The 12,819-nt window shown below is 54.2% G+C and carries 12 protein-coding genes, 1 tRNA gene and 1 pseudogene; 9 read left to right on the forward strand and 5 right to left on the reverse strand.

The annotated features are described in order from the left end of the window. The first annotated feature begins 136 nt into the window (after positions 1-136). The 8 genes from AABB29_RS14445 to AABB29_RS14480 all read left to right on the forward strand — a co-directional run bounded on the left by AABB29_RS14445 (position 137) and on the right by AABB29_RS14480 (position 6,426). Entirely contained in the window at positions 137-652 is a 516-nt protein-coding gene (locus AABB29_RS14445; RefSeq protein ID WP_341366243.1) for a hypothetical protein, read from the forward strand. 111 nt (positions 653-763) lie between these two features. After that, positions 764-1,519, forward strand: a complete 756-nt coding sequence (gene sufC / locus AABB29_RS14450; protein ID WP_341366242.1) for a Fe-S cluster assembly ATPase SufC — start codon at positions 764-766, stop codon at positions 1,517-1,519. Next, a complete protein-coding gene (locus tag AABB29_RS14455; RefSeq protein ID WP_341366241.1) occupies positions 1,519-2,805 on the forward strand; it encodes a SufD family Fe-S cluster assembly protein in 1,287 nt (428 codons plus the stop codon). Before sufC ends, AABB29_RS14455 begins: the two co-directional genes overlap by 1 nt. Continuing rightward, complete coding sequence (locus tag AABB29_RS14460) at positions 2,805-3,308, forward strand: hypothetical protein (RefSeq protein WP_341366240.1); 504 nt, start codon at positions 2,805-2,807, stop codon at positions 3,306-3,308. Before AABB29_RS14455 ends, AABB29_RS14460 begins: the two co-directional genes overlap by 1 nt. Beyond that, positions 3,305-3,904, forward strand: a complete 600-nt coding sequence (locus AABB29_RS14465; RefSeq protein WP_341366239.1) for a YIP1 family protein — start codon at positions 3,305-3,307, stop codon at positions 3,902-3,904. Before AABB29_RS14460 ends, AABB29_RS14465 begins: the two co-directional genes overlap by 4 nt. Continuing rightward, a complete protein-coding gene (locus AABB29_RS14470) occupies positions 3,901-5,124 on the forward strand; it encodes a cysteine desulfurase (protein WP_341366238.1) in 1,224 nt (407 codons plus the stop codon). Before AABB29_RS14465 ends, AABB29_RS14470 begins: the two co-directional genes overlap by 4 nt. Before the next feature lie 60 nt (positions 5,125-5,184). Then, a tRNA-Arg gene (locus AABB29_RS14475) sits at positions 5,185-5,261 on the forward strand. Between the two features lie 493 nt (positions 5,262-5,754). Then, entirely contained in the window at positions 5,755-6,426 is a 672-nt protein-coding gene (locus AABB29_RS14480) for a sulfotransferase family 2 domain-containing protein (protein WP_373636590.1), read from the forward strand. Between the two features lie 627 nt (positions 6,427-7,053). Here the strand turns inward: AABB29_RS14480 and AABB29_RS14485 are convergent. The 5 genes and pseudogenes from AABB29_RS14485 to AABB29_RS14505 all read right to left on the reverse strand — a co-directional run bounded on the left by AABB29_RS14485 (position 7,054) and on the right by AABB29_RS14505 (position 11,556). After that, a complete protein-coding gene (locus AABB29_RS14485; RefSeq protein WP_341366236.1) occupies positions 7,054-7,221 on the reverse strand; it encodes a hypothetical protein in 168 nt (55 codons plus the stop codon). A 77-nt stretch (positions 7,222-7,298) separates the two neighbouring features. After that, entirely contained in the window at positions 7,299-7,712 is a 414-nt protein-coding gene (locus AABB29_RS14490) for a type IV pili methyl-accepting chemotaxis transducer N-terminal domain-containing protein (RefSeq protein ID WP_341369082.1), read from the reverse strand. 102 nt (positions 7,713-7,814) lie between these two features. Next, positions 7,815-8,099: pseudogene (locus tag AABB29_RS14495) on the reverse strand (type IV pili methyl-accepting chemotaxis transducer N-terminal domain-containing protein); the annotation flags it as partial. 436 nt (positions 8,100-8,535) lie between these two features. Next, on the reverse strand, positions 8,536-8,862 hold the full coding sequence (locus AABB29_RS14500) for a hypothetical protein (protein ID WP_341366235.1): 327 nt from the start codon (positions 8,860-8,862) through the stop codon (positions 8,536-8,538). Between the two features lie 258 nt (positions 8,863-9,120). Beyond that, a complete protein-coding gene (locus tag AABB29_RS14505) occupies positions 9,121-11,556 on the reverse strand; it encodes an FAD-dependent oxidoreductase (RefSeq protein ID WP_373636591.1) in 2,436 nt (811 codons plus the stop codon). A gap of 103 nt (positions 11,557-11,659) precedes the next feature. Between AABB29_RS14505 and AABB29_RS14510 the strand changes: the two genes are divergently transcribed. Then, on the forward strand, positions 11,660-12,589 hold the full coding sequence (locus tag AABB29_RS14510; RefSeq protein ID WP_373636592.1) for a LysR family transcriptional regulator: 930 nt from the start codon (positions 11,660-11,662) through the stop codon (positions 12,587-12,589). Positions 12,590-12,819: the final 230 nt, after the last annotated feature.

The following is a 12,819-nucleotide window of genomic DNA, read 5'->3' on the forward strand; positions in this document are numbered from 1 at the left end:
GGGATTGTCAGGGATAGTGCCATGAGCATGAATTCGCCACTTCGGTTTCGTCGTGTTCCGGACATGACGCGGCCCCGTTTTTGCCGCAGTTCTTTGGGATGTTCCCAGGGACGGACGACAGACGGACAATCGACGCATGCCTGCCAAGCAAGACATCAACGACTTCAAAAAGCGCGTGAAGAGTATCAGCAATCCGCGCAACAACTCTTATTACGATCCCGATTTGGGGATGCATATTCCCAAGAAAGTGCCGCGTTCAAAGATCAAAAAGCCCAAACAGGCAAACGACGAGAACGTGATCGGCCCGTTTCTGGTGTCGGTCATTATCGGCGCGTTTTGTCTGGCTGTCGGGCAGTTGATCCGCGTGCGTTATTTCGGTCTGATCGAAAGCAGCACGACGTCTCTGGCCATCGATGTGATCGCAACGGCCTGGGTGTTGCTGCTGCTGACGGCCTTGATGCAGCGGACCACTTTGGGGCCGCGCATATCGCAGGTCATCGGGATCGCTTTGATGTTTGTCGTCGGGCACAATCTGTTCTGGCGCTGGCCGGATCAAATGGCCTACATTTACACGCCGGATTACGCAAACTACGTACAGGAAGCTACGCAGCCGCCTTCGGTCGTCGTGGGCGCAACTATCTACGGCTTCTAAGCCCCCTTACATATCTGCCCCTTACATATCTGAACGTGAAAGCCTCTTGCGACATGGTGCGCAAGGGGTCTTTTGCCGTTCATCCGTCATAGAAGAATTGAGGAGAATACCATGTTGGAAATCAAAGACCTACAGGTCAAACTTGAAGAAGAAGACAAGCAGATTCTCAAAGGTGTTGATCTGTCCATCGCGCCGGGCACTGTCCATGCGATCATGGGGCCGAACGGGTCGGGCAAGTCGACACTGTCTTATGTCCTGTCCGGCCGCGAAGGCTATGAGGTCACCGGCGGCACTGCTGCGTTGGAGGGCGAAGATCTGCTGGATATGGAACCGGAAGAGCGTGCTGCAGCCGGGCTGTTTTTGGCGTTTCAGTATCCGGTTGAGATCCCCGGTGTCGGTAACATGACCTTTTTGCGCACTGCAGTGAATGCGCAGCGCAAGGCCCGCGGTGAAGAAGAGCTGAGCGCAGCGGATTTCCTCAAAGAGGTCCGTGCCAAAGCCAAAAGCCTGAAAATCGATGCGGATATGCTGAAGCGTCCAGTGAATGTCGGCTTTTCTGGCGGTGAGAAAAAGCGCAACGAAATCCTGCAGATGGCGATGCTGGAACCTAAGATGTGCATCCTGGACGAAACCGATTCCGGGTTGGATGTTGATGCCATGAAATTGGTGTCAGAAGGCGTGAATGCGCTGCGTTCGGAAGGCCGGTCGTTCCTGGTGATCACCCACTATCAGCGTCTGCTGGACCATATCAAACCTGATATCGTGCATATCATGGCCGATGGTCGGATCGTGAAATCAGGTGGCCCTGAGCTGGCGCTTGAAGTTGAGAACAACGGTTATGCCGATATCCTGGCAGAGGTTGCCTGATGGCTGTTGCACAGATGAAAATGGACTTGACCGAGGCGCGGCTGGCAGGGGTTTCCGTTCCTGAAGCCGCCGCCTGGTCGAATGAGGCGCGGGCCAAAGCCTTGGCCCGAGTCCGCCAAATGGGTCTGCCCACCAAGCGCGATGAATATTGGAAATATACCGATCCGGCCTCGCTGACCGCTGTTGACCCTGCTGAGGCCGCGCTGTTTGAAACAGATGAAGGCGCTTTGTTTGATGCTACTGATTGCGTCAAGATCGTCTTTGTTGACGGTGTGTTTGACGCAGAGGCTTCGGATGATTTGCAAGCGGAAGGCGTTGAAATAGAGCGACTTTCTGATGCGATGGCTGCGGATATTCATTGGGCTAAGGATGTCTATGGTGTCCTTGAGGCCCGTGGACAGGTCCCGGTTGAGCGTCCCTTGGCCGCCCTGAACACCGCCCTTGCAACCGATGGCGTGGTCATCCGTGCGACGGCGAAGGCCAGCAAGCCGATCAATCTGGTTTATCTGCATCAAGATACCCGTTCGGACGCGATGCTGCATAATATTGTGAAGGTGGAAACCGGCGCTGAAGTCACGCTGTTGGAAACAGGCCCGGCTGCCGCGCGTTTTTCAAAATCGCTTGAGGTGGATGTCGCCGATAATGCCGCCTTCCATCACGTCCGTGTCCAAGGCCGCGATCATGAGCGCCGCGCTGTGACCCATTGCTTTGCCCGCGTTGGCGCAGAAGCGACGTTCAAATCCTTCACCCTCACTTTCAATGGCGTTTTGACCCGCAATGAATGCGTGCTGGATATTGTAGGTGATGATGCAGTGGCCCATGTGGCGGGTGCCTGCGTTGGTGATGGCAAGGATTTCCATCACGATGATACGGTCTTCATCACCCATGACGCGGTCAATTGCGAAAGCCGTCAGGTTTTCAAAAAGGTCCTGCGCAATGGGGCGACAGGTGTGTTTCAGGGTAAAATCCTGGTCAAGGAAGGCGCCCAGAAGACCGATGGCTATCAGATCAGCCAGTCGTTGCTGTTGGATGATGACAGCCAGTTCCTGGCCAAGCCCGAGCTTGAGATCTACGCCGATGACGTGGCCTGTTCGCATGGTTCAACATCGGGGGCGATTGACGAAACGGCATTGTTTTATCTGCGCTCGCGCGGGGTGCCCGCACGCGAAGCCCGCAATCTGCTGACTTTGTCCTTCCTTGCCGAAGCCTTGGAAGAAATCGCGGATGAGACTTTGGCAGAGGCCCTGCAGGACCGGCTGGAAAGCTGGCTGGCCCGGCATAGCTGATGCCGGTCACGTCCGATATCGTGCGGACTTGGCGCCGCCCGCGTGCTGTCATGCGTGACCTGCTGGCGCAGGGCACGCGTGAGGACCGCGCGATTGTCTATCTGATGATCGCCTGCTTTTTGGTTTTCGTGGCGCAATGGCCGCGTCTGCGGCGCATCTCAGAAGGGTTTGAAACCTCGCCCTGGCCCAATGATATCAATTTTGAAGGAATGATGACCTATTCCTTCTATGCGACGGTGATCATTCTGCCGCTCTTGGCTTACGGCGTTGCGGCTTTGTCCCGTCTGGTCGCCAAGGCCTTGGGCGGGCAGGGGACATGGTATCGTGCCCGGCTTGCGTTCTTCTGGACCTTGCTGGCCACGACCCCGCTTTTGCTGCTGCATGGTTTGGTGCGCGGTTTCATCGGCCCCGGCACCCAAGCCAGCATCGTCGGCGGTATCTGGCTGTTGGTGTTTCTGACGATTTGGATCCAGTGCCTGCGTGAGGCAGAAAGCCAATCATGACCCTGAACCTACAAAGCTGGATGCGGGCCGTCTGGACAAGCCTGATCGCCCCGGCCGAGGTCGCAGCCCAGATGCTGGCGCTGCGATACCCTCGCCATGTGTTATGGACAGGCTTGGCCCTTGTCGCGATTTTAAACGTGCTGCCCTATAGCGTGGTGCAAATGATCGCACCGGTGCCGATTGTTTTTGACCAGCAGGTCATCACGCTGACGCCTTTCGCCTATGCAGTGATCATGAGCGCCTTCTTGGTGCTGGTGGTGCTAACGCTGACCCATCTGGGCCGATTGATGGGGGGAACTGGCACCTTGGATGGCGCCTTGATGATGATCATCTGGTTTCAGGCGATTAATCTGACGCTTAAACTGATCCAACTGGGGCTGTTGTTTATCGCGCCTGGCGTTGCGGCGCTGTTTGGGACGATGATCCTGGGAGCGACCATTTGGGTCTTGCTGAACTTCGTCAATGTCCTGCACGGCTTTGCCCATTTGGGTAAAGCGATTGTCCTGATCATCGGTGCCTTTCTGGGCGCGATGTTGGGCACAGGTATTGTGATGACTTTTCTGGGTGTGGTGCCGCCCTTGGGAGAGATGACATGAGCTTTGATATCAATGCGATCCGCGCTGATTTTCCCATTCTGGCCCGTCAGGTGAATGATAAGCCGCTGGTTTATTTGGATAATGGTGCCTCAGCCCAAAAGCCGCAGGTCGTGATTGATGCGGTCACGCGCGGCTATGCCGAAGAATATGCCAATGTGCATCGCGGCCTGCATTATCTTAGCAATCTTGCGACCGAAAAATATGAGGCCGTGCGCGGCACAGTGGCCCGTTTTCTCAATGCCGCGTCTGAGGACGAGATCATCATCAATTCCGGCACGACCGAGGGGATCAATATGGTCGCCTATAGCTGGGCCATGCCCCGGTTGGAGGCGGGTGACGAAATTGTTTTGTCCATCATGGAACATCACGCCAATATCGTCCCCTGGCACTTTTTGCGTGAACGGCAGGGGGTGGTGATCAAATGGGTGGATGTGGACGCCAATGGCGATCTGGATCCCCAGCAGGTGATTGATGCTATTGGCCCTAAGACCAAACTGGTCGCCGTCACCCATATGTCCAATGTGCTGGGCACTGTTGTCGACGTCAAAGCGATTACGGCAGGGGCGCATGCCAAAGGGGTGCCGGTTCTGGTCGACGGATCGCAAAGCGCGGTGCATATGCCTGTTGATGTGCAGGATATTGGCTGCGATTTCTATGCGATCACGGGCCATAAGCTGTACGGGCCGTCAGGGTCTGGCGCCATCTATGTGGCCAAAGACCGGATGGCCGAGATGCGCCCCTTTATGGGCGGCGGTGACATGATCCGCGATGTGACCCGCGATACGGTGACCTGGAATGATCCGCCGATGATGTTTGAAGCCGGCACACCGGGCATCGTCCAGACGATCGGGCTTGGCGCTGCGCTGCATTACATGATGGATGTGGGCATGGCCGAGATTGCCGCCCATGAACAAAACCTGCGTGACTATGCGCGCAACCGCCTTGATGGGCTGAACTGGCTGAATGTACAGGGGCAGTCGGCGGGGAAGGGGGCGATCTTTTCCTTTACCCTCGACGGGGCCGCCCATGCGCATGATATTTCCACGGTGCTGGACAAAAAGGGTGTTGCCGTGCGGGCGGGCACGCATTGCGCGATGCCGTTGATGGAGCATATGGGCGTGGGCGCGACCTGCCGGGCCTCATTCGGCATGTATAACACTGCGCAAGAGGTTGACGTGCTTGTTGATGCGCTTGAGCTTTGTCGCGATCTATTCGCCTAGGATAAATAGCATGACTTTGGCGTTGCGAGGCCGGACAGCGGGCGCTATAGACGCAATGACGCACCCGTAGCTCAGCTGGATAGAGCGCTGCCCTCCGAAGGCAGAGGCCAGAGGTTCGAATCCTCTCGGGTGCGCCAATTTTTTTATTATAAAACAATACGTTACGAATTAAGCTTAGCAGCTCGTTGCAAGTTGATGCATTGGTATGCTGGCTTCAGGCCGCTGATTTCCAAGACTATCCGTACAGATCCCGTACAGTGTTTGTCGGTTTCCATTCAGCAGGAATGTTATCCGGATGTCCGAGAAACTCCCATTTTGTAAGGTTAAACTCCAATACTTGAGCGAGATCGCGGCTGGGCAACAACCTCAACCAACTCGCACGCTGGCGTTTGACACCTCTCCGGTCCCGGTCGTTAGCCTGCCGTCGGTGTCGCGCCTTTCTGCGTCGGAAATTGGCTGGTTCACGCCGACCCGCGACGTGTGAAGGCTTTCGGTGCCTCAATAAAGTCTTCCTTTTTTGCTAGAAACTGAACCAAAGCCGATGATGATGCGATCGTGTTCGGAAAAATTTGTAGTCGCGGGCCGCTCTGACGAGTTGCCCCGCAAACACGCTGGGATTACTTTTTTAAAATGATAGTCAATTTCCAGAGACGTTTCGTTTTCGTACATATTCCCAAGACGGGAGGCAGCTCCATTGCGGCGGCCCTTTCGACAGATGCCCCCGACATGCATCAGCGCGTGCACCGGGTGTGCGCAAAACTTGGTCTGCCTGCATTCCGAAAACACCTGGCTGGGGCTCAGGATACTAAGCACGAAACCTACCAGCAGTTCATTAACCGCTTTGAAGGCAGAACCGGCCTGCCTCAGTCCGTTGCCTATTCACTGCGCCCGGTCGCATTTGTGCGCCATCCCGTATCAAGGTTCATCAGCCTGCACAGGTACCTACTGGCCAAACATGCCAATACATACCCGGAGGTTCCCGCAGACATCAACGCATGGGCGGCGGTGGTGCGGGATGGCACAGCGCCCTATCTGGAAAGAATCAGAAGCCTCCTAACGCAGAGCACCTTTATTGAGGGCGTTCAGCAGGAGTGTTTTCTCGGCAGATTCGAAACGCTTGAACAGGACATCGTAAAGCTGGGCGCCCATATCAGGACAGAGCTCCATTTGAAGCACCTAAACCAGAGTGCTAAACGCCCTGCGAGCAAGAGCGACTGGCAGGGTTTGTCGGAAAAAAACCTGTCCTTCCTGCGGGAAAAATACGCTGATGATTTCGTAAATTTCGGCTACAGTGCCGAATGACCCATCGCCGAGCGGCTATGTGTCGTAAGCGGTGCCAACTACCCTATCGGAGGGTCTTGCCGGCTTAGAACACGGGGCGTATCATGGCGTCACTCCAATACGGGATCAAAAATTGGGCGCAATCGGCCCATTCCTGCCATTCACAAGTCAGACAAGATGCTGCGGTAGCAGCCCGCATTGCAGACATTCACTCCTTGGTCCTTCAATCCCCAAACGCCAATCTCTAGTTTGCAAGACACTGCGTGATGCTCAATAAGTTTTGAAACCGCAGGACCCCACTGGTCGATGAGCTGTATTTGCTCTAACACCCTGTGCTAGTGCTTTCGTATTTCAAGATTTGTATCGTATTGTGTCAGATACAACTGCTTCGCGTAGAGCACTCATCCGCAGCGAACTCCTTCCTGCTGTTTGCTTCGCTCTTTTTGCGCTGCCATTGTTTTGTGCGCCGTTCGACCAATTGGATTATATCTAGGATCAGGTAGCTCATAACAAGCAGCTGAGACGGCGTTGCGCAGCAATCATCTTAGCATCTACTCTGACAATGCAAGTGTTTGTAAATCACGCTCGACGTGACATTCTGTAGCAAACAACGATCGGCGTCTATTTTTATGCCGCGTTCATTGCTTGTCATAGAATTGGTTTGCCGCTTTGGCTCACTATCCCACTTTCCTTATGCGCACCTGTTGTGGGAAGATTTTTGAGTGTCGCTTTTCCTCCTGGCTCTGAAAAAGAAAGCAAATTTGGTTTAGCTGTTTTGGCGACTTTTGCGTTCACTTTGTTTTTTGCGCTTGCCATCGCGGACAGTCCCTTGGTTCAGTGCGAAAGAAGTACTGTCCGCAAACGATTTCTTACAAGTGATGGCTCAACTGTCTTTAGAGCAAGGGCACCAAGCGTTGTGCGGCTTCTGCATACATACCAACGACAGTATTCATATTGGCCATTGTTGCGTTTAGCCCCTGAAACTTCGACACGTCAGCTTCATCGTCAAGTACGCCGCCAGCCAATATCTCTGCCAGATGAGGTTTAACACTTTCCCAATCTGCAGCAACCTGAACAAGGCCGGATGCGATCTGGTCATTTGGGGGAGGCTGAATACCAACGTCCTCCATGCCGTCACGCAACGCGTTGAGTGAATTTTCAAATATCTGCATCGTTCCTTGCAGATCTTCCCGCAATTCAGCAGTTTCGTTACCGCTTTCAATCATGCAGGATTCCTTTGACATCCTCTGTGTCAACATGCGTTGCCGGCCGGAAATATCGATCAGCAACAAAGATGAAAACGTCATTGCATTAGGATTTGAATATTGTCGGACGAGCTGTTCGACCAAAAGCTGGGCTGCCTCTAGAACCTGCAAGTTTTCATTCAGCACATAGGCTTGATCATTTGCGCTTGCTGTGCCGCTTGCAACCGCTTCAGCGGCCAACTGCAACGGTTCCCATCGCGCGCGTAACGTTGCTATTGCCTCTAAAGTATGACGGTTTGTTTCAGGAGCTTGAATATTCAAATCCGGATCGCCGCGTTCCAACGCTGTCAGGATTTTCTCAAATTCGGCTATCGAGGCTGAAAGCAAAGCAGATGCCGCTGTAGGGTCTACATCCTGGGTCAAATGACACGCAGCAGACGGGATGCGTTGGGACAACATACGTAGTTTGCCGGAGAAATTGATCCGTTGCTCCGCATTGTCAGTTACTGCTTACACTGGTGCGTTTTCCGCATAAGCTGCTGACATTGCCAGTGTATTAGCTGCGCCAAAAAGCAGCGCTAAAATCATACTTTTACAGTTCATCCTCTTTCCTCAACTGAAATGCCGACACCACCCGCAGCCAAATTTCGGCCAGTTGACCCAGACAAAGCATCTGTCTCAGCCCGGGGCATGATCTCAACACACCACGGGCTCGGGGTGAGTGGTGAAGATTGGGTTAACGCTTAGGTTGTTAACTTAATTGAGTTTAACAAGAGGTTAATGAACCACGACCATTTCACGGTCATTCATCGTTTTTTTCGTGTCGCCAAGCGGAAAAAACGACCGGTATCGATTTGGAAACGGGCCTATACTGCTGTTTGAAGTTGTCGAATGTCTTGGAAATTCAGAAGGTTAAAGCCATTTATTAGTTGACCTTGATCTTCTCAGGAGATGCGTTGAGCGCTTCGATTTGCGGACACATCATTCCTTCACACCGTACCCACTTTTCTGCGATCCGCAGCACGCCCAGTTCCGTTTCGATTTGATAAACGTGATCCTCATAGCCCAAGAACCGTCCTGTAACAGTTGCAGAACCGTCATGAGCGATGAGTTGGACGTGATCGGCTGCGATTGTTGCCCCTTGAGTTTCCAGGATTGGAACACCGATATTTGCGCTCACAATGGACGGGGAAACAATCGCGAAAACCGAAAACATGATCGAACAGATCGTACCGCTTACTTTGTCAAACATCTGACGGATTACCTTTGAAAACATTTACCGTAAGACGGTTATCGACGGGCACGGGTGGGGAAAACAGTGTGAAACTGCAATTAACTACCAAAAGGATAGTCTGATCAGTCCGTTTCAACTTTTCGCCTCTGTTTTGACACAGCAATGAAGAAATTTGGCCATTAACCAGACATGGCATACGCTGTTGCATCAAGTCTTCTTCATAGAGCGGGCAAGCGTACCCATTGTTGCCTTCTTCATGATTTTCGCAGCCGTTTGTCAGCTCCGCATCAGGTCAAAACCGGCATCATATGGGGACGGGTCAATCACTTGGGCTTTGACGAGCTCACCACACAGATCAAGCTGCAGCGTGGAACCCGCATCTGCAACGTCGGGTCGCACAAAGGCGTAAGCGAGGTTCATCCCGACCCGGTGCCCGTAGTCACCGGATGTGATTGTTCCGACGACTTGGTCATCTCGCATCAACGACGCACCGGGATGTGCCGGTGCATGGGCCGTTTCAATCTTTAATGTCACCAACTGGCGCTGCGGCCCTGCGGCGTGCCGTTTGAGAAGTGCGTCCTTGCCGATGAAATCCCCTTTATCAATCTTCACAAATCTGGAAAGGCCCGTCTCGTAGGGGTCGAACTCGGTGATCAGATCCGCTTTCCAGTGTAGGAAGCCTTTTTCCATACGCATGGAGTCAACCGCACGCGCCCCAAAGAGCTTCAGTCCATGTGCCTCGCCCGCCTCGCGCAGCGCCGAATAGGCTGCGTAAAGAGAGGCATTGGGGACATGAATTTCATAGGCCAATTCACCGGAAAAACTGACACCCATCACGATGGCAGGTGCGAAACCGATGGTGCATTCCCGGACCGATAACCATGGGAAGGCTTTGGCTGACCAATCTCCGCGCGCGCATTCAGATAAGACGTCCCGCGATTTCGGCCCGGCCAAAACGAGGATCGTGTGGTCGTTGGTCAAGCTGCGTAGTTGTACGTCTTCATCTGGATTCAGATGTGAGGTCAGCCAATCCATGTCGTGATATTCTGACGCCGCAGCAGATCCGTACCACACCCGCGCCGGACCGCGATCCGAGGCGGGCAGGTTGGCCACGGTTGCCTCGCCTTTGACGCACCCATGATCGTTCAGCAGATACCCAAGCCCCACGCGTCCGTCCCGTTTCGTAACAGTGCCGCACATCATGCGATCCAAAAATGCATGGCGATCCGTCCCGGTGATTTCGATCCGGTTAAACCCATTGACCTCGGCCAGCCCGACATTCGTTGCCACATTCGCTACTTCCGCAGCGATAAGATCGAAGGTTTCATCAAAGTTGAAACTGAGTGAGGGATGAAAATCGGGGGAAGGCTTGATGTAATCAACACGTTCCCATCCATTCACCACTGTAAATTCAGCGCCCTCTGCGGCCAAAATCGGGGTCAGCGGTGTCGTTTTTGCATTGCGCCCGGCGGGGCGATGCTCATGCGGGAAATGGAAGCGGAATTCGTTCTGGTAATCCTCGATCGCCTTCAGCGCCGTCAATTCCACGGTCGCATGCCCTGTGAACCTGCGCGGGTCGATGACCCAGGTGTCGTAACAGGCTTCGCCATGCACGATTTGTTGCGCCAAAAGCCATCCGTGGCCGCCGCCTTCGCCCAGCCCTGCGCGCAGCCCGATGATGCAAAAGGCGTTGCGTTTGCCCGGGATCGGGCCGACCAAGGGTGCCCCGTCGATGGTGTAGGTGATGGGGCCGTTCACGATGCTTTTGATGCCGGCCTGTTCCAGCGCAGGCATCCGCGCAAATGCGCCTTCAAGCACATCCATGACACGGTCAAGATCGTCAGGGCAAAGATCGTTGGAAAAGCTCGGGCTGATCCCGTCCATGCCCCATGTCCGGCAATCCTGTTCATAGAACCCGACGAGAAGCCCACCTTTTTCCTGACGGCTGTAGTAATCGGAAATCGGGCAACGCAAAAGGGGCATCCGGTGCCCCGCCTCGGCAATGGCAGGGATGTCTTCGGTGACGAAATACTGATGCTCCATCGACGCAACCGGATGCTGGACCCCCATCATTGCGCCGATCTCATTCACGCGGTATCCGCCCGCGTTGACCACGATGTCACAGTCAATATCGCCGTTTTCGGTATGGACGGTCCACGTATCGTCCTTGTGCTGTGTAAGCCCCGTAACAGGTGTGTTGCGATACACCTCTGCCCCTGCTTTGCGAGCGTGAAAGGCCAGCGCCTGACAGAGTTGGGCGGGATCGATGTCACCGTCCTGCCCATCCCATAACCCGCCAAGCAGGTTGTCCGTGGAAATCAGCGGATGACGACGCGCGCATTCGGCAGCATCAATAACCTCGTATTCGACCCCCATACCGCGCGCCATGGATGCGAAATGGCGATAACCCTGCATTTGCGCTTCGGTGTTCGCCAGGCGGATGCCCCCATCACCATGATGATACCCGACCGGATACTCGGGATCGTCACGCAGTTTTTTGTAAAGCGCGATAGAGTGGGACTTCAGGCCAACCATCGTCTGGGTCATGCCAAAGTTGGTCACCTGCGCCGCCGAATGCCAGGTGGTCCCTGAGGTCAATTCATCACGTTCGACTAAGACGACATCGGCCCATCCTTCTTGCGTAAGGTGATAAAGGGTCGAACAACCTGCGATACCCCCGCCGATGACGACAACTTTGGTTCTGGATTTCATGGCTGGCGCTCCGAATATTGGTCAAACACACAATGCCAAATGTGCTTTTCTTTGAAAAACTGTTTTTATTGATATAATACCTCGGAAAAAGCGAGGTTTCTAAATGGCTCTGTCCCTCCGCGCCATGCGCTACGTCCAGGCTGCGTTGCAGCACGGTAGTATTACAGGCGCTGCGGAAACCGTGAATGTAACACCATCGGCTATTGCCGCCGCGTTGGATCAAGCTGAGAAGGCCTTTGGAGTGGCACTCGTCACCCGTGCGCGCGCGAAGGGGATATTCCCAACGGCAGCGGGCCGGGACGTTGGGCGGCGTATTGATGATTTATTGGAACGGTACGATACATTGCTAACAGATGTATCGGATCTGCAATCGGGCCTCTCGGGCAACTTGGCAATCGGATACAACGCGCCGATCGCCCCCGCCTTCTTGCCGACGTTGGCGGCGCAGATCGTCTCTTCTCAACAGGACGTGACGTTTACATTTACCGAAGGCGACAACGATGCCGTCAAAAAGGGACTATTGGACGGCAAGTTTGATATGATCTTGTTTGTTGAAGACCTGCCTAATCCTCAGATCGAAACGCAGCCGCTGCTTTTTGCGCCGACCTATTGTTTGTGCCCGGCAGATCATCCACTTGCGCAGAACGAAACCGTTCATGTCTCACAGATCGTGACCGAACCCCTGATCTTATTGGACCGGCCCGCAGCACGCGAATATTATTACGATGTTCTTGATCAAGACGGTCATGATCTGCGCATCGTTGCGACCGCTAACTCAACTGAGATGGTACGATCACTTGTCGCTTCAGGAATTGGAATTTCGTTGTTGAACATGAAACCGGCAGACATGGCGACCTATGCCGGGCCCAGCATACGGTGCCTTCCGATCTCCGGCAGGACAAGCGGCGTCACCCTGTCATTGGGGTTTGCACCAGGACCGAAACGAGGACTAGTTCAATTGTTCACAGAGGCCTGCACGGCCTTTTGTGAAGGAAAACTGGGCGAACAGCTGATCGTACGCGTCGATAAATGACGCTACGCATGAAGCACAGGAAACTGCTGGGCTGAGCATCCTAAGATAATGTAATCGGTCCCTCCAATCACAAGATGTCTAGCAGACCTGCGCGACCGCTCTAAAATCCCGAGGCCAGAGTCCGCTTTAGCGGACGACCCCTATGCGCAGCTGTGTTGTTTGATACAGCAGGGCCAGTCCCACAGCCTAGGGTCGAGTCTCATAAGTGATCTTCGTCAACCACGCTCGAC

This window comes from Yoonia sp. BS5-3, assembly GCF_038069655.2.
Classification (GTDB): Bacteria; Pseudomonadota; Alphaproteobacteria; order Rhodobacterales; family Rhodobacteraceae; genus Yoonia; species Yoonia phaeophyticola.

Bases quoted from the DNA above. Each gene is read 5' to 3' on its own strand.
- AABB29_RS14445 (WP_341366243.1), top strand. From the start codon at position 137: ATGCCTGCCAAGCAAGACATCAACGACTTCAAAAAGCGCGTGAAGAGT.
- sufC (WP_341366242.1), top strand. From the start codon at position 764: ATGTTGGAAATCAAAGACCTACAGGTCAAACTTGAAGAAGAAGACAAG.
- AABB29_RS14455 (WP_341366241.1), top strand. From the start codon at position 1,519: ATGGCTGTTGCACAGATGAAAATGGACTTGACCGAGGCGCGGCTGGCA.
- AABB29_RS14460 (WP_341366240.1), top strand. From the start codon at position 2,805: ATGCCGGTCACGTCCGATATCGTGCGGACTTGGCGCCGCCCGCGTGCT.
- AABB29_RS14465 (WP_341366239.1), top strand. From the start codon at position 3,305: ATGACCCTGAACCTACAAAGCTGGATGCGGGCCGTCTGGACAAGCCTG.
- AABB29_RS14470 (WP_341366238.1), top strand. From the start codon at position 3,901: ATGAGCTTTGATATCAATGCGATCCGCGCTGATTTTCCCATTCTGGCC.
- AABB29_RS14480 (WP_373636590.1), top strand. From the start codon at position 5,755: ATGATAGTCAATTTCCAGAGACGTTTCGTTTTCGTACATATTCCCAAG.
- AABB29_RS14485 (WP_341366236.1), bottom strand. From the start codon at position 7,221: ATGGCAAGCGCAAAAAACAAAGTGAACGCAAAAGTCGCCAAAACAGCT.
- AABB29_RS14490 (WP_341369082.1), bottom strand. From the start codon at position 7,712: ATGACGTTTTCATCTTTGTTGCTGATCGATATTTCCGGCCGGCAACGC.
- AABB29_RS14500 (WP_341366235.1), bottom strand. From the start codon at position 8,862: ATGTTTGACAAAGTAAGCGGTACGATCTGTTCGATCATGTTTTCGGTT.
- AABB29_RS14505 (WP_373636591.1), bottom strand. From the start codon at position 11,556: ATGAAATCCAGAACCAAAGTTGTCGTCATCGGCGGGGGTATCGCAGGT.
- AABB29_RS14510 (WP_373636592.1), top strand. From the start codon at position 11,660: ATGGCTCTGTCCCTCCGCGCCATGCGCTACGTCCAGGCTGCGTTGCAG.